Annotated in this window: 15 protein-coding genes and 1 riboswitch; of the genes, 10 read left to right on the top strand and 5 right to left on the bottom strand. The window is 72.6% G+C overall.

The window, feature by feature from the left end; translation table 11 throughout:
• The first annotated feature begins 34 nt into the window (after positions 1-34).
• Entirely contained in the window at positions 35-805 is a 771-nt protein-coding gene (locus tag ACIOC1_RS23685; RefSeq protein WP_401856271.1) for a hypothetical protein, read from the top strand.
• Positions 806-847: 42 nt separating this feature from the next.
• Here the strand turns inward: ACIOC1_RS23685 and ACIOC1_RS23680 are convergent, their stop codons facing one another.
• Entirely contained in the window at positions 848-1,285 is a 438-nt protein-coding gene (locus tag ACIOC1_RS23680) for a Sec-independent protein translocase TatB (RefSeq protein WP_401856270.1), read from the bottom strand.
• Positions 1,286-1,465: 180 nt separating this feature from the next.
• Between ACIOC1_RS23680 and tatA the strand changes: the two genes are divergently transcribed.
• Positions 1,466-1,744 carry a Sec-independent protein translocase subunit TatA gene (gene tatA, locus ACIOC1_RS23675; protein WP_391048331.1) on the top strand — a complete coding sequence of 93 codons (279 nt, stop codon included), beginning with the start codon at positions 1,466-1,468 and terminating at the stop codon, positions 1,742-1,744.
• 62 nt (positions 1,745-1,806) lie between these two features.
• Here tatA and ACIOC1_RS23670 read toward each other — a convergent pair whose 3' ends face one another.
• Positions 1,807-2,058 carry a hypothetical protein gene (locus ACIOC1_RS23670; protein ID WP_391048328.1) on the bottom strand — a complete coding sequence of 84 codons (252 nt, stop codon included), beginning with the start codon at positions 2,056-2,058 and terminating at the stop codon, positions 1,807-1,809.
• A 206-nt stretch (positions 2,059-2,264) separates the two neighbouring features.
• Here ACIOC1_RS23670 and ACIOC1_RS23665 point away from each other — a divergent pair, with 206 nt between their 5' ends.
• The 5 genes from ACIOC1_RS23665 (at position 2,265) to ACIOC1_RS23645 (ending at position 9,113) form a co-directional block, all read left to right on the top strand.
• On the top strand, positions 2,265-3,923 hold the full coding sequence (locus ACIOC1_RS23665) for an LCP family protein (protein WP_401856269.1): 1,659 nt from the start codon (positions 2,265-2,267) through the stop codon (positions 3,921-3,923).
• A gap of 152 nt (positions 3,924-4,075) precedes the next feature.
• On the top strand, positions 4,076-4,651 hold the full coding sequence (locus ACIOC1_RS23660; protein ID WP_188283548.1) for a TerD family protein: 576 nt from the start codon (positions 4,076-4,078) through the stop codon (positions 4,649-4,651).
• A gap of 169 nt (positions 4,652-4,820) precedes the next feature.
• The gene (locus ACIOC1_RS23655) at positions 4,821-5,666 is read left to right on the top strand and encodes an undecaprenyl-diphosphate phosphatase (RefSeq protein WP_355333158.1); all 846 of its coding nucleotides are present in this window, start codon (positions 4,821-4,823) and stop codon (positions 5,664-5,666) included.
• 159 nt (positions 5,667-5,825) lie between these two features.
• Positions 5,826-6,029, top strand: a riboswitch (cobalamin riboswitch).
• Positions 6,030-6,193: 164 nt separating this feature from the next.
• Positions 6,194-8,503 carry a 5-methyltetrahydropteroyltriglutamate--homocysteine S-methyltransferase gene (metE, locus tag ACIOC1_RS23650; protein ID WP_401856268.1) on the top strand — a complete coding sequence of 770 codons (2,310 nt, stop codon included), beginning with the start codon at positions 6,194-6,196 and terminating at the stop codon, positions 8,501-8,503.
• 256 nt (positions 8,504-8,759) lie between these two features.
• Entirely contained in the window at positions 8,760-9,113 is a 354-nt protein-coding gene (locus tag ACIOC1_RS23645) for a hypothetical protein (RefSeq protein ID WP_391161121.1), read from the top strand.
• 36 nt (positions 9,114-9,149) lie between these two features.
• Here ACIOC1_RS23645 and ACIOC1_RS23640 read toward each other — a convergent pair whose 3' ends face one another.
• The 3 genes from ACIOC1_RS23640 to ACIOC1_RS23630 all read right to left on the bottom strand — a co-directional run bounded on the left by ACIOC1_RS23640 (position 9,150) and on the right by ACIOC1_RS23630 (position 13,495).
• Positions 9,150-10,247, bottom strand: a complete 1,098-nt coding sequence (locus ACIOC1_RS23640) for a Gfo/Idh/MocA family protein (protein ID WP_401856267.1) — start codon at positions 10,245-10,247, stop codon at positions 9,150-9,152.
• Positions 10,244-11,122, bottom strand: coding sequence for an alpha/beta hydrolase (locus tag ACIOC1_RS23635; RefSeq protein WP_401856266.1), 879 nt, complete (start codon positions 11,120-11,122; stop codon positions 10,244-10,246). The genes ACIOC1_RS23640 and ACIOC1_RS23635 overlap by 4 nt, the downstream gene beginning before the upstream one ends.
• A 138-nt stretch (positions 11,123-11,260) precedes the next feature.
• Positions 11,261-13,495: a hypothetical protein gene (locus tag ACIOC1_RS23630; protein ID WP_401856265.1), complete on the bottom strand. Its 2,235-nt coding sequence runs from the start codon at positions 13,493-13,495 to the stop codon at positions 11,261-11,263.
• A gap of 198 nt (positions 13,496-13,693) precedes the next feature.
• On the opposite strand from ACIOC1_RS23630, the gene ACIOC1_RS23625 reads away from it, so the two are divergent.
• The 3 genes from ACIOC1_RS23625 (at position 13,694) to ACIOC1_RS23615 (ending at position 19,138) form a co-directional block, all read left to right on the top strand.
• Positions 13,694-14,722: a LacI family DNA-binding transcriptional regulator gene (locus tag ACIOC1_RS23625; RefSeq protein WP_401856264.1), complete on the top strand. Its 1,029-nt coding sequence runs from the start codon at positions 13,694-13,696 to the stop codon at positions 14,720-14,722.
• 163 nt (positions 14,723-14,885) lie between these two features.
• A complete protein-coding gene (locus ACIOC1_RS23620) occupies positions 14,886-17,987 on the top strand; it encodes a glycoside hydrolase family 2 TIM barrel-domain containing protein (protein WP_401856263.1) in 3,102 nt (1,033 codons plus the stop codon).
• Between the two features lie 86 nt (positions 17,988-18,073).
• Positions 18,074-19,138, top strand: coding sequence for a LacI family DNA-binding transcriptional regulator (locus tag ACIOC1_RS23615; RefSeq protein ID WP_401856262.1), 1,065 nt, complete (start codon positions 18,074-18,076; stop codon positions 19,136-19,138).
• Positions 19,139-19,620 lie beyond the last annotated feature (482 nt).

Below are 19,620 nucleotides of genomic sequence, written 5' to 3'. Positions count from 1 at the left end.
GTGCCGCGCGTCGACACACGCCGGGGCGGGGATGATGGACAGCGGCAAGCGGCCGGACGACATCTACCGGGCTGACTTCGCCCAGGTTCTCGATCAGGCGCTGCGCGGCGAGCGCGTCCGGCTCGCGCTCCGCGCCCTGCCGGGCGCGCCCAACACCGAGCAGTTGCGGACGGCCGCCCTGGCCGACGCCGACGCCATCGGTGCCACCGCGGCGCCCGAGTACGAGCGGTACACCGGCCTGCGCGCGCACTCCCGCGGCCGGGTCCGCCCGGTCGTGCGCGCGGTCGGCGGCCCCGGCGTCCTCGCCACCCTGGCCGTCCTGGTCCCGATGCTGAGCGGTATCGCGGCGGCGATCTTCCTGGTGCTGGGGTACGGGATCAGGGCCGTCGCGAGCGGCGCGGGAATCAGCGCCCCGCTGATCGACATCGGCTTCCTGTGCGCGGCGGTCTTCGGCGTCAGCCTGCTGATCGGTCTGGCCGGACTGGCGCTGACCGCCCGGCGCGACGGCGCGGTCACGCGCGAGAGCCGGGACGTGGCCGAGGCCCACGAGGCATGGCGGCAGGCGCTGCTGGTGCGGGGCGTACTGCCGTATCTGCTCGACCGGTTGGCGCGCGAGGCGGGGGCCGCCGCTCCCCGCGCGGTCGGCCCGCCGCCGGTCGGCGTCGACCTGGTACGCCAACGGCCGCGCCTGGGCTACAGCAGCCCGGGCTTCAGCTCGGGCGACGGCGTGAGTCTGGTGCGACAGCGGCCCCGGCTCGGCTACAGCAGCCCCGGCTTCAGCAGTCCGAACGACAGCGAGCGGTGACAACGGCCTGACCCGCCAAGGCGCCCGGTCCCGGCGCCCGTCCTACGTGGCCTCGGTGTCGTACGCGACGGGCTGGTACGCGACCGGCTCGGACCCGTCGGCCGCCCGCGCGGCGACCGGCGCGGCGGACGGCTTCGTGAGGTCCACGCCGTCGCTGAGCGTCCGCGCCGCCTCGCGCAACTCCTCGGCCTCGCCGTCCAGTCGCAGGCTCTCGCGGATCTCGCGCAGGCCGAGCGCGTCGTCGTCGCCGAGCAGATTCTTGGCGATGAACGTCCGCGGGTTCAGGTCCTCGAATTCGAAGTCCTTGAACTCCGGGCCGAGTTCGCGCCGCACCTCCTCCTTGGCGTCGTCGGCGAAGGAGCGCACCGCGCGGATGAGGTCTCTCGCCCGCGTGATCATGTCGGGCAGTTTGTCGCCGAAGACCAGCGTGGCCAGGACGAGCAGCGTCAGCAGCTTGAGCGGGCCGATGTCGAAGATCACCTTCGGTCACCTCCGAGAAGGGTGCGCGCACGGGCGGGGACGGTCCGGACGGGGCCCGTGCGGGCATTGCGCCTCGGTACCGCTACTCTCATAATTGCGCAATGTAGCAACTGTTGGGGTCCGGGCGGCACATCGCCGTCCGGCAACGGCGGACCGACGCATGTGGAAGCGGAGACGTTGATGCTCAGAAACGGACTGGAGCCCTGGCACCTGCTGGTGGTGGCGCTCGTGGTCATCGTGCTGTTCGGCTCCAAGCGGCTGCCGGACTCCGCGCGGGCGCTGGGCAAGTCGCTCCGCATCCTCAAGAGCGAGACCAAGGCGTTGAAGGACGACCCCGGTCCCGGCACGGCGACGGCCGGGACGAGCGCGGACCCCGCGGTCCGTACGGTCAAGTCCGCGCCCGGCGAGACCGTCGGCGCGCGCCCTGTGCGCGAACCCGAACGCGCGCCGCGGGACTGACTGACCTCCCTCCCGCGGCGCGCCGCGGGCCCGCGTGATCCGGGGCGCGGGCCCGTACGGCATCAGGGGCTGGCGTGGTCCCAGCCGTAGCGCAGTGGCTGACCGTGCTTGAGGCGGTAGACGTACAGCGCCTCGACGCGCAGCCCCCGCCCGTCGCCGTCGGCCTCGTCCTCCGCCTGGCATCCGGATGTGACTTGGAGCACGCGGGGCGGGCCTGTCACCCGTACCCGCATGCCGTCCGCCGGGCCTCCGTCGAGATGCGCCCACTCCCAGGCCACAGGTGTCCTTCCGGTTCGTCGTAGCGTTTCTGGCATAGCAGACACTTTAAAGGTTGCGTAAACCAGGAACTGTGTCCGGTGGGGAAGCCGGCCGCGGGTGCGACGCTCACGGATACCCCACAGAGCCATGATTTACCCTTGCCGCGTTGCGCAACCATGAAGCCTTGGGTGAAGCGCCGCTTCACCCGCCGAATCCGGCCGCACCACCCCACGGGGGCCGCCCGGGAGAGGGAGCACGGGAGATGACCGAGCCCTGGAGCGGCCGGGCCGCGGCGCGGGCGGCCGCTCGCGCCGAGAGCGGGCGGTCCCGGCCGTCGGGCCGCGGGGGCAGGCGCGCCAGGCAGGCCGGCCGGGGCCGGCGGTTCCTGAAGATCGGCGGCATATCCCTGGCCGTGCTCCTGCTGGTCACCGCGGGCGGGGGCTACTGGCTCTACCAGCACCTCAACGGCAACATCACCAGCGTGTCCCTGACCGACGGCGCGGGCAAGGACAGCGCGGGCCAGGAGAAGGCCGACGCCTTCGGGCGCACGCCGATCAACATCCTGGTGATGGGCAGCGACGGCCGGACCACCGAGGCCGACTGCAAACTGGGCGGCGGCTGCGCCAAGACCGGCGTCCAGACCGGGGGCAACGCCGATGTCGAGATGGTCGTGCACATCTCCGCCGACCGCTCCAACGCCACCGTGATGAGCATCCCGCGCGACACCCTCACCGACGTGCCCGCCTGCGAGAATCCCAAGACCGGCGCGTCCACCCCCGGCTACCACGGCATGATCAACAGCGCCTTGACGTACGGCCAGGCGTGCCAGGTGGCCACCGTCCACAAGTTGACCGGAATTCCGATCGACCACTTCATCCAGGTCGACTTCTCCGGCGTCGTCAGCATGTCCGACGCCGTGGGCGGGGTGTCGGTCTGTGTGGACGCCGACGTGTACGACACCTACTCGCATCTGAAGCTCTCCCGGGGCACCCACACCCTCAAGGGCGTCGGGGCGCTGGAATTCCTCCGCTCGCGGCACGGCTTCGGCGACGGCAGCGACCTCGGCCGTACGTACGCGCAGCACATCTACCTCAGCTCGCTGATCCGCAAGTTCAAGAGCGCGGGCACCCTCACCAACCCGGCGGCCGTCTACAAGCTCGCCAACGCGGCGACCAAGGCGCTGACCGTCGACACCGGCCTCGGCAGCATCAGCAAGCTGGTCGGCCTGGCCTCCGACCTCGACAAGGTCCCGTCCAAGCGGATCACCTTCACCACCATGCAGACCGGGCCCGACCCGACCGACCCCAACCGGGTGGTGGTCGGACCCGGCGCGAAGACGCTGTTCGCCACCATCGCCAACGACCAGTCGCTGACCACCGCCTCGGGCGGCACGTCCGCCGCGGCCTCGGCGACCGCGTCGGCGAGCCCGACCGCGACGTCCGTCCCCGCCTCGGCGATCACCGTACGGGTGCGCAACGGCACCGGCATCGGGGGCCGCGCGTCCGAGATCGTCGACACCCTGACCGGCAAGGGCTTCAACCCGGCCACCGCGGGCGGCAACGCCCCGGCGCCCGCCGCCACCACGACCCTGACCTACGGCCCCGGCCAGCGGTCCGAGGCGGGGACCGTCGCCCGTGCGCTCGGCATCGCGACGTCCCACCTCAAGGAGGGCGCCGTCGCCGGGCTCACCCTCGTGATCGGGGCGGACTGGCCGAGCGGCACCACCTTCCCCGGCGGCAAGTCCTCCGCGCCGCCCGCCGACACCAAGGTGGCGCTGGGCAACTCCCACGCCCAGACCGCCGACGACTCCGACACCTGCGCCAAGGTCAGCCGCTACCGGACCGTCCAGATCAACCGGGTCCCGATGACGCCGACCCAGGCGTACGCCGCCGCCCGTTCCAAGCCCGACTCGGACGACTGACCCGCGCACACACCCGTAACGCTTAAGCTGTTACGCAACCGTGGAACTGTCGTGGCGCGCACGCCGTTGACCTGGCAGACGCGCGCGGACGACGACATACCGGCGATCGACAACCGACTACCGACAACCCCCAAGCAACCGGAGGTAATTTCGTGGGCGTGACTCTGTCCAAGGGCGGCAATGTCTCTTTGAGCAAGGAAGCTCCCGGACTCACCGCGGTCACCGTCGGCCTGGGGTGGGACGTACGGACCACCACGGGCGCGGACTACGACCTGGACGCGTCCGCGCTGCTGTGCGACGTGGGCGGGAAGGTCCTCAGCGACCAGCACTTCGTGTTCTTCAATAACCTCGGCAGCCCTGACGGCTCCGTGGTGCACAGCGGCGACAATCTGACCGGTGGCGGCGACGGCGACGACGAGCAGATCAAGGTCAGCCTCGCCACCGTGCCCCCGCAGGTCGACAAGGTCGTCTTCCCTGTGTCGATCTACGACGCCGAGAAGCGCGGCCAGAGCTTCGGCCAGGTGCGCAACGCGTTCATCCGGATCGTGAACCAGGCCGACGGGCGGGAGCTGGCCAGGTACGACCTGACCGAGGACGCCTCCACCGAGACGGCTATGGTCTTCGGAGAGCTGTACCGCAACGGCGCGGAGTGGAAGTTCCGCGCCATCGGCCAGGGGTACGCCTCGGGCCTGGCGGGCATCGCCACCGACTTCGGCGTCAACATCTGACGTGGGTGCCGGCGTCACCACCTCTGACGCCGGCCGCCGCGTCGGCCGCTGACGTCCTCGGCCGGGCCGGGGCCGCCCGCATTCCCTTCGGGCGGCCCCGGCCCGGACTCCGCACGCCGTCGCCCGCTTCACCCACCCTCCCCTCGAACTCTCCCCGGAGCACCCCGCCGTGTCCTGGTTCACCGCCGCTGTCCTGGGCCTTGTGCAGGGTCTGACCGAATTCCTGCCGGTGTCGTCGAGCGCGCACATACGCGTGGTCTCCGTCCTCGCCGGATGGGACGACCCCGGAGCGGCCTTCACCGCGGTCACCCAACTGGGCACGGAGACCGCCGTGCTGATCTACTTCCGGCGCGACATCGCCACCATCGTCAAGGCGTGGACCGCGTCGCTGTTCCACCCCGAGCGCCGCAAGGACCACGACGCGCGGATGGGCTGGTTCGTGATCGTCGGTACGGTCCCGATCGCCGTCCTGGGCGCGGCATTCCAGCACACCATCGAGAACGGCCTGCGCGACCTGCGGATCACCGGCACCGTCCTGATCCTGTTCGGACTCGTCCTGGCGGTCGCCGACCGCACCCGCGCCGTGCGCCGCCCCAAGCCGATCACCGAGCTGACCTTCCGGCACTCCCTCTGGTACGGCCTGGCGCAGTCGCTCGCCCTGATCCCCGGCGTCTCCCGCTCCGGCGGCACCATCAGCGCCGGACTGTTCCTCGGCTACAGCCGCGAGGCCGCCGCGCGCTACTCGTTCCTGCTGGCCATCCCCGCCGTGCTGGCCTCCGGCGGCCTGGAGCTGTTCAAGCTCGGCAGCGGCCCGGCGCCCGCCTGGGGCCCGACGATGCTGGCGACGGTCATCGCCTTCGCGGTCGGCTACGCGGCCATCGCCTGGTTCCTGAAGTACATCTCCCACCGCAGCTTCACGCCGTTCGTGATCTACCGGGTGCTGCTCGGCGTGGTCATCATCGCGCTGGTGGCGACGGGCGCGGTCGCGGCGGGCGCGGGCGCCACCTCCGGCTAGAGCGCGCACCGGGCCAGGACCGGGTCAGGGCTGGGTCAGGACCGGGCCAGGGCCGCGTCATGGCAGGGCCAGGACCGGTTCAGGGCCGGGGCCGCCGTCCGGAATGTGGTCCGACGTGACCGGAGCGTGGTCCGCGCTCTAGCCTGGCCGGTGCGACAGGTTCGCGTCCGTCAGCCAGGCGGTCGCGTCGTAAGAGGGAACCCGGTGCGAATCCGGGACTGCCCCGCAGCGGTGAGTGGGAACGACCGCCGTCATACGCACTGGGTCCGACGTACCGGACCTGGGAAGCGACGGTCAGTAGGTGTCCGCCTCAGGCGGACGTGCCCGCGAGTCCGAAGACCTGCCCGTCGCCCGTACGCGACCGTTCGCGTACGGATATCCCGGTGACCTCGTGGGCGGGTCGGCGTGCATATCGGACGGACCGGTGCCATTGCGGGGCACTGTGGGTCCGTCGGGTCCGTCACCTCCCTTTCGCGCTCGCGTCCCGTCGCCGGGAGGCCAGGAGTCATCTCGCGAAGGAGATTTCCGTGACAGCGAAGTCCGCAGCCGCGGCAGCACGGGCCACCGTGTACGGCTACCCCCGCCAGGGTGAGAACCGTGAACTGAAGAAGGCCGTCGAGGGCTACTGGAAGGGCCGCGTCACCGCCGACGCCCTCCGGCAGACCGCGGCGGACCTCCGCCGCTCGAACTGGCGGAAGCTGGCCGAGGCGGGCGTCCACGAGGTGCCGACCGGCGACTTCTCGTACTACGACCACATGCTGGACACCAGTGTCATGGTCGGCGCCGTCCCCCCGAGGCACCGGTCGGCCGTCACCGCGGACGCGCTCGACGGCTACTTCGCGATGGCCCGCGGCACGCAGGAGGTGGCGCCGCTGGAGATGACCAAGTGGTTCGACACGAACTACCACTACCTGGTCCCCGAACTGGGCCCCGACACCGTCTTCACCGCCGACTCCGCCAAGCAGGTCGCCGAGTTCAAGGAAGCCGCCGCGCTCGGCCACACCGCCCGGCCCGTCCTGGTCGGCCCGGTCACGTATCTGCTGCTCGCCAAGCCCGCCCCCGGCGTCGCCGCCGACTTCGAGCCGCTGACGCTGCTCGACCGGCTGCTGCCCGTCTACGCCGAAGTCCTCGCCGACCTGCGCGCCGCGGGCGCCACCTGGGCGCAGCTCGACGAGCCCGCGCTCGTCCAGGACCGCTCCCCGGCCGAACTGAACGCCGTCGCCCGCGCCTACCGCGACCTCGGCGGCCTCACCGACCGGCCGAAACTGCTGGTCGCCTCGTACTTCGACCGGCTCGGCGAGGCGCTGCCCGTCCTGGCGAAGGCCCCGGTCGAGGGCCTGGCGCTGGACTTCACCGACGCCGCCGCCGCGAATCTGGACGGCCTCGCCGCCGTCGGCGGACTGCCGGGCAAGCGGCTCGTCGCGGGCGTCGTCAACGGCCGCAACATCTGGATCAACGACTACGAGAAGTCGCTGGCCACCCTCGCCACCCTCCTCGGCTTCGCCGACCGCGTCGACGTGGCCGCGTCCTGCTCGCTGCTGCACGTCCCGCTCGACACCGCGCCCGAACGCGACATCGACCCCCGGATTCTGGGCTGGCTCGCCTTCGCCGCGCAGAAGACCACCGAGATCGTGACGCTCGCCAAGGGCCTGGCCGAGGGCACCGACACCATCGCCGCCGAGATCGCCGCCAACCGCGCCGCCCTGGCCTCCCGCGCCGCCTCCCCGATCACCCGCGACCCGGCCGTACGCGCCAGGAGCGCGGCCGTCACCGACGCCGACGGGCGCCGCTCCCAGCCGTACACCGAGCGCGCCGCCGCCCAGCGCGCCCGGCTCGGCCTGCCGCTGCTGCCGACCACCACCATCGGCTCGTTCCCGCAGACCGCCGACCTGCGCGCCGCCCGCGCCGACCTGCGGGCCGGCCGGATCGACACCGCGGGGTACGAGGAGCGGATCAGGGCCGAGATCGGCGAGGTCGTCTCCTTCCAGGAGAAGACCGGCCTCGACGTGCTCGTGCACGGCGAACCCGAACGCAACGACATGGTGCAGTACTTCGCCGAGCAGCTCACCGGCTACCTCGCCACCCGGCACGGCTGGGTGCAGTCCTACGGCACCCGGTACGTGCGCCCGCCGGTCCTGGCCGGGGACATCTCCCGGCCGGAGCCGATGACGGTGCGCTGGACGACGTACGCCCAGTCGCTCACCGACCGCCCGGTCAAGGGCATGCTCACCGGTCCCGTCACCATGCTGGCCTGGTCCTTCGTCCGCGACGACCAGCCGCTCGGCGACACCGCGCGGCAGGTCGCGCTCGCCCTGCGCGACGAGGTCACCGACCTCGAGGCCGCGGGCACCTGCGTGATCCAGGTCGACGAGCCCGCGCTGCGCGAGACCCTGCCGCTGCGCGCCGCCGACCGGCCCGCGTACCTGGACTGGGCCACCGAGGCGTTCCGGCTCACCACCGGCGCCGTCGCTCCCGGCACCCAGATCCACACCCACATGTGCTACGCCGAGTTCGGCGACATCGTCCAGGCCATCGACGACCTCGACGCCGACGTCATCAGCCTGGAGGCCGCCCGCTCCCACATGCAGGTCGCCACCGAACTGGCCGCGCACGGCTACCCGCGCGAGGCGGGACCCGGCGTGTACGACATCCACTCGCCGCGGGTGCCCGACGCGGCGGAGGCGGCCTCGCTGCTGCGCGAGGGCCTGCTCGCCATCCCCGCCGAGCGGCTGTGGGTCAACCCCGACTGCGGCCTGAAGACCCGCGGCTGGCCCGAGACGAAGGCGTCGCTGGAGAATCTGGTGGCGGCGGCCCGTACGGTGCGCGCCGAGCTGTGAGGCTCCGGCCGACGGCCGCGTGACGCGGTCGCGACGGCAGGGAGGGACGCGCGGAGCCTTCGCCGTCTCTCCCGGCCGGGCGCGCCGCCGCCTGTCCCGGCTCGACGCGGTGTGCGTACGGCGCGTGTGGCGTATGCGACGCGTACGGCCCGTATGGCCCCTCCGGCCCGTATGGCGAGACCCTCCCGGCTCCCCGCGCGCACGCCGGGCCTACAGTCATGTGCGGTGGTGGTTCGTCAGCGGGGGGAGTACGGCGATGCGCGGCGCGACATGGGGATGGCGGACCGTCCAGGGCCTGTACATGGCGGTCGTGGCCGTCCTGGCGGTGCTCGGCGCCGTCACCGGGACGAGCCTTCCGTACCTGCTGGCCGTGGCCGTGACCCTGCCCTTCGGGATCGCGGCACTGGTCCTCGTCTACGGCGGCTACGCGCTGCTCAAGGGGGTCGGCGGGCTGTGGGCGTCCACCACGAACGCCGACGGCGACGACGCCGCCTGGCTCAGCGCGGGCAGCGCGACGCTCAACGTCGTCCTCCTGATCGCCGCGGCCCTCGCCAACGTCCTGCTCCTCGAGTACCTGCGCCGCCGGAGCCCGCGCACCGCCCGACGCTGAGGGCGCGGCGCTCGGGCCGGGGGAGCGCGGGCGCCGTCAGGAAGAGGGCGGGGCGCCCCACCAGGACCGGTGGAAGGGGTCGTCCGCGCCGATCGAGCCCCGCGGGACCGGGCGGCCGGTCGCGGCCGACTTGTAGAGGGCGGTGACGAATTCGGTGGTGCGGCGCGCGTCGGCCGCCGTGTGCTCGGGCGGCTCGCCCCGCCGCATCCGCGCGACCAGGTCCGCGAGCTGCGGCGCCTGGTGCGCGGGCACCTCGGCGCCGATGGTGTCCCAGCCGGGCGTGGACGGCGGCCGGTCGGGCGCGGGGGTGAACGTCCAGTGCTCGTTGCCGTACGCGTACAGGTGGCGCAGCTCCGTACTGGCCCGCGCGCAGTCGATCCGCAGATACGACTCCTGGCGCGCCGACACGACGCTGTTCACGATCGACGCCTGCGCGCCGGAGGCGAAGGCGACATGGGCGAGGGACACGTCCTCCGTCTCGATGTCCCGGTCGACCGTCGCGATCCGCGCGCTCACCTCCGCCCAGTCGGGCATCAGCCACAGCATCAGGTCCATGGCGTGGATGCCCTGCGTGACGGTGGCACCGCCCAGTTCGGTGGCGCGCCGACCGCGCCACGGGGCCGCGTAGTAATCCGCGCCCCGGTACCAGGTGGTCTGGCACAGCGCCAGCAGCGGCGGCCCGAGCACACCGTCGCGCAGCAGACCGCGTACGTGCGCGGCGCCCGACCCCGCCCGCCACTGGAAGACCGGCGCGCAGCAGCGGCCCGTCGCGCGCTCCGCGGCCAGAATCCGGTCGTGGTCGGCCAGCGAACCGCACAGCGGCTTCTCGCAGTAGACCCAGGCACCCGCCTCCAGCGCGGCCACCGTCAGATCGGCGTGGGTGAACGACGGGGAGCAGATCACCACCAGGTCGGGCCGTTCGACGGCCAGCAGTTCCAGCGGGTCGTCGTAACCGCGCGCGATGCCGTGCCGCGCCGCGAAATCCGCAGCCCGCGCCGGGTCGGAGTCCGCGACCGCCACCAGGTCGAGCTGCCCGGACAGCGCTCGGATCGCGGGGACATGGGCGTCGTCGGCGATGCTGCCCGCGCCGATCAGCGCCGTACGGTACGGAAGGTCTCCGGCCGGCCGGGTCATACGGTGCCCCCCTGGGCCGTCATGCCGCGCGCGAGCCACCGCGCGGTCACCGCGATCGCCTCGGGCTCGTGCTCGGGGGAGTGGAAACCGTGGCCGGCGCCGGGCAGCGGGCGGAATTCCCAGTGCGGGACCGTCGCCGCGACGTCACGGGCGATGTCGAAGGAGACGCAGTCGTCGCGGTCCCCGTGCAGGACGAGGGCGGGCGGGCCGCCCGCGGTGTAGGCGTCGATCGGCCGGTGGGCGGCCAGCTCCGCGAACAGCGCCCGGCCCAGGGCGAACCGGCCGCCGATCAGCAGCTCCCCGTGCTCGGCGAGGCCCTTCAGCGGACCCGGTCCGAAGTTCGCCAGTCCCCAGGGGAGTTCGGGTTCGAGGAAGGTCCGGCGCAGGTCGAGGACGGGATTCCACAGCACCAGCCGGGCCAGCCGGTCGCCCAGCCAGGGCATCGACAGGCCGGTGGACACGGCGCCGAAGCTCGCCGCCACCACCGCCAGCGGACCGGGCAACTCCCGCTCGGCGTAGGCCGCGACGGCCGCCAGGTCCAGCATCTCCCCGGCGATCGTCACACCTCGCGGAGCGCCGCCGCTCTCCCCGTGCCCGCGGAAGCTGAACCGCAGCGCGGTCAGGCCCTGTTCGGCCAGCCGCTGGGCGAGCCGCACGAACGCCCCGCCCTCGTCCAGATCCGCGGAGATTCCGTGGACCAGGAGCACCGTGCCCTCGGGGCCTGTTCCGGACCTGGTCCCTGGCCTGCTCCCGGCCCCTGTTCCGGCCCCTGTTCCGGACTCTGTACCGGGGGCTCCGGACGCGGGGCGGTGCACGACGGCGTCCAGCTCGACGCCGTCGGATGCGACCACCCGCACCCGTTGTCCGTCCGTCACGGAAACTCCCTGTCTGCTCGATGTGTTGACGTCATCCCCACGGACCGACACGCGACGACGTGCAGCGGCTGGTACCGGCGCGCATCGGCGCGGACGGGCGGCACCCCTCCGGCCGCCCGTCCGCGCACCCGCGCGTCCCTACGGCGTCCAGCGGTACAGCAGCACCTTGTTGAACAGGTCGTCCTCGACCTGGACCAGATAGTCGCCGTTGGACCTGCGGGTCGCGGTGATGCCGTACGGCACGTCGACCCACCCCGTACGTTCCACGCCGCCGACGTTGGCGCCGGGCTGCCAGGTCCCGACCGGGCTGGCGTCGGCGGCCTTCCACACCCAGATCTGCCCGCGCGTCGCGATACCGGAGATGAAGATGTAGTCGCCCGCGAAGGCCAGACTCACCATCGTCACGATCGGGTTGGCGGCGGTGTCCCAGGGCAGCAGCAGCGTCCAGGTCGGGGTGCGGTTGCCGGTGCTCCACTTGTCGTAGCGCACCAGGACCTTGCCGCACTCCTTCCAGTGGGCGTTGTCGAAGACCTGGTCAGGGGTGTAGCCGACCATGTACATCACGTCGGTGGCCACGTCGTAGTGCAGACGGCGGACGACGCTGAACGGCGCGGGCAGCGCGATCGTCTCCCGGCTCGCGTACGTGTAGACCGGGTTGCCCTGCGCGTCGAAGCCCTGCAACGGGTAGCGGCGCAGGTCGCGGTCGCCGCCCTCCCAGATGTCGCCCCGGTCGTCGACGTACCAGACCCAGCAGTTGCCGGGGGAGTTGCTGCCGTCGCCCGGCTGGAAGAACTCCCCGGCCTCGAAGGCGCCGTTGCCGCTCAGGTCGCGCCAGATCCACTGACCCGAGGCGGGCTGGTTCGGCGGCCAGTTGGGGTCGTCGCCCGGATCGGCGCCCGACCAGTGCGCCTTGAAGATCGCCCCCGACGGCTTCGCGATCTCGCCCTGGAAGCGGTAGATGAGCAGGTGACCGCAGTACATGCCCGTCACGTACATGTACATCTGCCCGTTGAGCCGCTTCAGGAAGGGCGAGGTGGCGTGGTGGTGATGGCCGGGCAGGAACAGCCGCGCGTCCTGCGGGTAGTTGACCGAGTCGAGGGTGTAGCCGCGCCAGGTCGCGTCGGTGCCGGGCTGCCGCGCGTAGTTGACGGTGTAGTGATTCTGCTTGGTGTAGACCTCGACGCCGTCGGAGGCCGGGTCGAAGTCGGCGGAGTCCACGAAGGCGCTGCCCTGGAGCTGCCACACCACGGCCCCGGCCGCGGTGAACTTCCGCAGCCAGGTGCCGAATTCGTACATCGCGACATAGACGTTGCCCGCGGCGTCGCCGCCGACGCCGACGATGCCGAAGAACTTGTCCGCGGTGACCCGGCCCGGTGTCCCCGCGCCGATGCCGCCCGCCTGGCCGAGGCTGCGGGCCCGGGTGGGCGTACCGGACAGGCCGGTGTACGTGTGGACTTGGCGCAGCGGGCCGTTGTCGCCGACGAGGAGGTCGCCGTGGACGTCCACGGCGAGCGAGGTGGGCAGCCAGTCGGCGGAGGGGCCGCTGATCGTTCCGGCCAGCGCCGCGCCGGTGTTGGAGAAGTGCAGGATCTGCGCCGGATGCGCGGGGTCGGCGTGCCAGAAGTGGCCGTCGTTGGCGTCGCGCGTGACATTCGCGACCACCCAGATCTCGCCGTTGGCGCCGATCGCCACCGCGCCGGGCTTGTTGACGCTCCAACTGCGCAGCAGCGCACCGCTGGCGGCGTCGAAGACCTTGACGAGGTTGGCCGCCCGGTCGGTGGCGACCACCTGCGTCGCCGAGGCCGCGGCGGCGGCGGGCGAACTGCCCACGGCGTAGGTCAGCGAGGTGGCGGCGCCGTTCAGGCCGAAGCGCGTCAGGCCGTTGCCGACGCTGAGATAGACGTACGAGTCGTTGACCGCCACCGCGTCGCCGTTCGCGCCGTGGCAGTTCCCGATGAGATGGCCGTCCTTGTAGATGCCGGCGTAGTTCCCGCCCTCGTCCCAGAAGCTGACGGTGTAGACGGTGCCGTCCTTGGCGACGGCGATGTTGAAGACGAAGTCCTGCACCCACTCGGTGGCCCCGGAGAAGGTGTTCCCGGTCCAGGAAGTGACCACGTTGGGCAGGGTGTTGGTCGGGATCGCGGTGGCCACCGGGGGCGCGGCGAGCGGTCCTGACGCGCCGGTGGGCGCGGCGGGCGGCGGGGCGGCGGCCCGCGCCGCGGAGGTGACAGCGGCCGGAAGCGCCACGGCGGCTCCGGCGACGATCGCGGCGTTCCTGCCGTAGGCCAGCATCCGCCGGCGGGAGACCGCGCCGGTACCGCGCGGGGTGTGACGGGGTGCGGGGGGATTGTCTGCGGGTTCCTGCTCGCTCATGTTCGGGGTCCTCCGTCGTGGGGCCGACACCTTCGAGCCGGTCTGGCGGTACACGAGTGACCGTTCACTTGACGGGAGGTAAAGCTAGGACTCGCCGCACCCGGCGTCAATGGCGCGTACCTCTTCCGCTCGGCGGCGATCGGTTCTACGATGAGTGACGCGTCATGTGAACGGTCACTGAAGAATCGAGGATGCCCCGTGTCGGACCGGCCGACTCTGCGTACCGTCGCGGCCGAGGCGGGTGTCTCCCACCAGACGGTCTCCCGGGTGATCAACGGCGACCGTACGGTCACCGACGCCGTACGCGACCGGGTGCTGGTCGCCATGCGGACGCTCGACTACCGGCCGAGCGCCGGTGCCCGCGCCCTGGCCAGCGGCCGTACCGAGGTGATCGGCGTCGTCCTGCCGCACAACCCCGGATTCGCCTTCTCCAACGACCACTTGATCCGCCTGGTGCAGGGCGCGGACCAGGAACTGACCTCGCGCGGCTACGGGTTGCTGCTGTCCACCCGCGAGGTGGCCGACGAACCCGCCTCCGCCTACCGCCGGTTCGTCCAGCGCCGCCAGGTCGACGGCCTGCTGGTCGAGGCCGGAACCGGCGGGGAGTCGCTGCCCGCCCTGCGGTCCGCCGGATATCCCACCGTGGTCATCGGCTACACCGCCGAAGACCTCACCTGCGTCCACCCCGACGACGAGGGCGGCGCCTACGCCGTCGCCCAGCACCTGCTGGCCCTCGGCCACCGCCGGATCGGCGTGGTCAACGGCCCCCGGGAGAACCGGCTCGCGATGGCCGCCCGGCTGCGCGGGCTGCACCGCGCCCTGGCCGACGCGCACCGCACTGTCCCCGACGACCTCATGGAGCACGGCGACTTCACCGCCGCTTCCGGCTACGCGGCGGCCGAACGGCTCATGGCCCACCCGGAACCGCCCACCGCGATCTTCGCCTTCAACGACGGCATGGCCCTGGGCGCGCTGCGCTGGCTGCGCGAGCACGGACACGCCCTGCCCGCCGACGTGTCCGTGGCGGGCTTCGACGACACCGAGGCCGCCGACCTCGTCGACCCGACGCTGACCAGCGTCAACCTGCACAGCGTCGACGTGGGTCGGCGCGCCGCACAGATCCTGCTCGACCTGCTGGACGGCCGCCCGCCGGCCCAGCGCGAGACCGTCATGCCCAGCACGCTCAAGGTCCGCGCTTCCACAGCGCCGCCGCGCGCGGCCGGTTGAGCACCCGCCGCCCCGCGCGATCCCGCCCCGCGTCAGCCCCGCTTCGCGCAAGCCCGCCGTACATCATCCCCGCCCCGCGCGGTCCCGCCGCCTGACGCGTCAGCCCCGACTCGTACACCCCTATGGGTACGCCCCAGACCCCCGGAAAGGACCGGTCGCACCGATGGACCACGCCCAGAACCGGAGCGAAAGCCCGGACGCCTGCGCCTACGTCGAGGACGTATCACCCGGCAACGGCCGGCTGCGGCCCCGCGCGTCGTTCGACTCCGACGCACCCGCCCTCGACCTGAACGGCGACTGGAGCTTCCGGCTCGGCGACGGTCTCCACGACGTGACCGTGGGCTTCGAGGCCCCGGAGTTCGACGCCGCCGAGTGGACGACGGTCCCCGTGCCCTCGTCCTGGCAGATGGACGGCGTCCCCGGACCCGGCCGCTTCGGCACACCCGCGTACACCAACGTCACCTTCCCGATCCCCGTCGACCCGCCGCGCGTGCCCGACGAGAACCCGACAGGCGAGTACCGCAGGGAGTTCGACGTCGCGGAGGGCTTCGCCGACGGCGGCACCGCGGTGCTCCGCTTCGAGGGCGTCGACTCCGCCTTCGCGGTCTGGCTCAACGGCCGGCCGCTCGGCGACGGCAAGGGCAGCCGGCTGCCCACCGAATTCGACGTCACCGACACCCTGCGGACCGGCCGCAACGTGCTGGCCGTACGGGTCCACCAGTGGTCGTCCGCCAGCTACTTGGAAGACCAGGACATGTGGTGGCTGTCGGGTGTCTTCCGCCCCGTACGGCTGCTGGTCCGGCCGGGCGGCGGCATCGCCGACTTCTTCGTGCACGCCGACTACGACCACCACTCCGGCACCGGCACCCTGCGGGTCGACGTCGACGGCGCGGGCGACGCGCGCCTGAGCGTCCCCGAACTCGGCATCACCGACGCCGATCCCGCCGGTCCGCACACCGCGCCGGGCGTCACTCCCTGGAGCGACGAACAGCCCCGGCTCTACGCGGGCGAACTCGTCACGGCCACCGAACGCGTCCCGCTGCGTATCGGCTTCCGCCGGGTCGTGGTCGAGGACGGCGTCGTTACCGCCAACGGCAGGCCGCTCGTCTTCCGCGGCGTCAACCGGCACGAATGGGACCCGGTCAGGGGCCGCGCGCTGACCCGCGAGACGATGCTCGCCGACGTGCTGCTGATGAAGCGGCACAACATCAACGCCGTGCGGACCAGCCACTATCCGCCCGCCGCCGCCTTCCTCGACCTCTGCGACGAACACGGCCTGTGGGTGGTCGACGAGTGCGACCTGGAGACCCACGGCTTCTCGGAGAACGGCTGGCGCCGCAACCCCTCAGACGAGCCCGAGTGGCGCCCCGCGCTGCTCGACCGGGCCGAGCGGATGGTCGAGCGCGACAAGAACCACCCCAGCGTCGTGATGTGGTCGCTCGGCAACGAGTCCGGCGTCGGCGCGAATCTCGCGGCCATGGCCGAGTGGATCCGCGACCGCGACCCCGACCGGCTGATCCACTACGAGGGCGACTGGGACGACTGCGCCTACACCGACGTGTACTCGGTGATGTACCCCGACTACGCGTTCGTGGCGGCGGTCGCCGCGCGCCAGGAACCGCTCACCGGCGACCCGGCCAACGACGCCCGCAGGCGCGCGATGCCGTTCCTGCTGTGCGAGTACGCCCACGCGATGGGCAACGGCCCCGGCGGACTGCGCCAGTACCAGGAGCTGTTCGAGAGCAGCCCCCGGCTGGCGGGCGGCTTCGTCTGGGAGTGGATCGACCACGGCGTCGCCCAGCGCGACGAGGAGGGCACGCTCTTCTACGCCTACGGAGGCGACTTCGGCGAGCCCGTCCACGACGGCAACTTCGTCGCCGACGGCCTGGTCTTCCCCGACCGCACCCCCTCTCCCGGACTCCTGGAGTACGCGAAGGTCATCGAGCCGGTCAGGATCACCGCCCGCCGCGACGGCGGCGGAGTCGAGATCCGCAATCTGCACCACACGCGGGACACCGGCTACCTGCGCTGGGTCTGGCTGCTCGAAGTCGACGGCGAGCAGGCGGGGGAGGGCGCGTGGGAGGTTCCGGTGACCGGCCCCGGCGACACCCGCCGCGCGGACTGGCCCGACAGCCTGGCCAAGGCGCTCGCCGCGGCGGGACCGGGGGAGCGCTGGGTGACCCTCAGCGCGCAACTCGGCGCGGACGAGTCGTGGGCCGGAGCCGGGCACACCGTCGCCTGGTCCCAGTTCGCCCCGGACGGCAACGGCGCGACCACGCTGACGGCGGGACCCGCGGGCGCGGCTTCCACCACGACCACGCTGACGGCGGGACCCGCGGGCGCGGCTTCCACCACGACCACGCTGACGGCGGGACCCGCGGGCGCGGCTTCCACCACGACCACCCCTCGGGCGCGCCGCCGCGGAACGATCAGCCTCGGCGCCGGACAGTTCGACGCGGCCGACGGACGGCTGCTCCGCCTCGGTGACCTGGCGCTCGAAGGCCCCCGCGTCGACCTGTGGCGGGCCCCGATCGACAACGACGGCCGGTCGCCGCTCCTGGCCGCCTGGCACCGCAGCGGCCTGCACCGGCTCCGGCACAAGGTGCTGGAGATCTCGGCGGGCGGGGCGAGCCTCACGGTGAGGACCAGGATCGCCCCGGCGGGCCTGGACCTCGCGATGCTGGCGGACTACCACTGGACCACCGGGCCCGGAGACCGGCTCGTGCTCACCGTCGACACCCGGCCCGTCGGCACCTGGGAGGTACCGCTGCCCCGGCTCGGCGTCGCGCTGACCCTCCCGGCGGCGCTCGACCGGCTGAGCTGGTTCGGCCTCGGTCCCGGCGAGTCCTACCGGGACAGCGAGGAGGCCGTCCGCGTCGGGCGGTACGCGACCACGGTCGCCGAGGCGCAGACGCCGTACGTGTACCCGCAGGAGAACGGCAACCGGCGGCATGTGCGCTGGGCCCGCCTCACCGGTCCCGAAGGCGACTCCGCGGGGCCCGGCCTGGAGATCACCGGCAGCCCCTGGTTCGACCTGACCGCGCGGCCCTGGTCGACCGCGGCCCTGGCGGCGGCCAGGCACACCGCCGACCTCAGGCCCGACGGCCGCATCCACCTCAATGTCGACCTCGAACACCACGGCCTCGGCAGCGCCTCCTGCGGACACGCGTTGCAGCCCCGGCACCATCTGGCCGCCGTACCGGGCCGCTTCACGCTCGGGTTCGGTCTGACGGAAGGGGAGGCGGCAGCCGATGGCGTAGGGTGATTTCGGCGACCCCGGCGGCGGTATGATCCGAGCGTGAGACAACGTTGGCCCTCCCCTCGGCGCCGCGTCGCCGAGGGGAGCAGCACGTGAGTACACCGAGCCCGGGCGCGGCCCCGCGGCGGCCGACGATGACCGACGTCGCCCGGGAGGCCGACGTCAGTCTCAAAACGGTCTCGCGTGTGGTCAACGGCGTGTCCACTGTCGATCCGGAGATGGCCGAGCGGGTCAGGGCCGCCGTGGTGCGGCTCGGCTTCCGCCGCAACAACATGGCCAGGGACCTGCGCACGCAGTCCACCTCGGCCACGGTCGGCCTGCTCATCGAGGACCTGGCCAACCCGTTCTACGCGGGCATCGCCGCCGCCGCGGCGCAGTGCGCCCTGGAGAACGACACCCTGCTGATCACCGCCAGTTCCGAGGAGGACGCCGAGCGGGAACGCCGACTGCTGTTGCAGATGTGCGAGCGACGCGTCGACGGGCTGCTGGTCGTACCGGCCGGCAGCACCGCCGACCACGTCTACCTGCGCGCGGAGATCGACATGGGCACCCCCGCGGTGTTCCTCGACCGGCCGCCCACCAACCTGCGCGCGGACACCGTGCTCATCGACAACGCGGCGGGCGCGCGGTCCGCGATCGAGCACCTGACGGCCCGCGGCCACGAGCGGATCGGCGTGGTCTCGGACTGGCTGAGCATCCACCCCATGGTCGAGCGGCTGTCGGCCGCCGAGACCGCGCTGGAGCGGGCCGGGCTGCCGTACCGCCCCGACCTGATCAGATACGGCCTGCACACCGTGCGCGACACCGAGGCCGCCGTCGAGCGGATGCTCACCGGGCCGCAGCCGCCGACCGCGCTGTTCGCGCTGAACAACCGGCTCACGCTCGGCGTGCTCGGCGCGCTGAACCGGCTCGGCGGCGAGGCCGGCGCGGGCGGCGCGGGCAGCGCCGTCGAAGTGGTGGGCTTCGACGACTTCGAGACCGCCGCGCTGATGGCCCACCCGCTGACCGTGGTGTCCTACGACGCCCGCGCCATCGGCCGGATCGGCGCGGAACTGCTCTTCAGGCGGATCGCGGGGGACAAGTCGCGGCCCCAGACGGTGGTCATCCCCACCACCCTGGTCGAGCACGGCGCGGCGCGGCCGGGCGCCGGACGGTGACCGGCGCGGGGGCCCCGCCGAGTCCCGCGCGGGACTGAACCGGGCCGCCGTCGGTCCTGTTCAGGCCCCGCCCCCCCACGCTCACCCCCGCACTCACCCCCGCGAACGTCCCCACTCGCCACGCAACCGGCGCGGTCCCGTACCGCTACCGCGCCGAGACTCATGCCGGTACGGGCCGCCCCGTGCGCCGTTTCCCGGTCGGCGAGGGCGGCGCGCCACTGTGCGCCCAACGGGATGTCCACCCAGTCCAGTTCGCCGGTGCGGTGGTCCACGACGGGACCCTCGCCGACCCCGACCCCGACCCCGGCCCCGACCCCGCCGGGGACGGAGATGTCCGGCGCGTGCGGGTGAACGGCTTGTGACACGGTCGCTCTCCGGATCTCCGCGCGGGATTTCTCTGTCACTCGCGCGAAAACTCTAGGCAACGTTGTCTCAGGTGGCTAGGGTTCAGCACGACCGCCTGCGGAGGGCGGCCGGGTCGG

The sequence above is a fragment of the Streptomyces sp. NPDC088197 genome, assembly GCF_044741185.1.
GTDB lineage: Bacteria > Actinomycetota > Actinomycetes > Streptomycetales > Streptomycetaceae > Actinacidiphila.
This window is presented reverse-complemented; position numbering and strand designations above follow the sequence as displayed.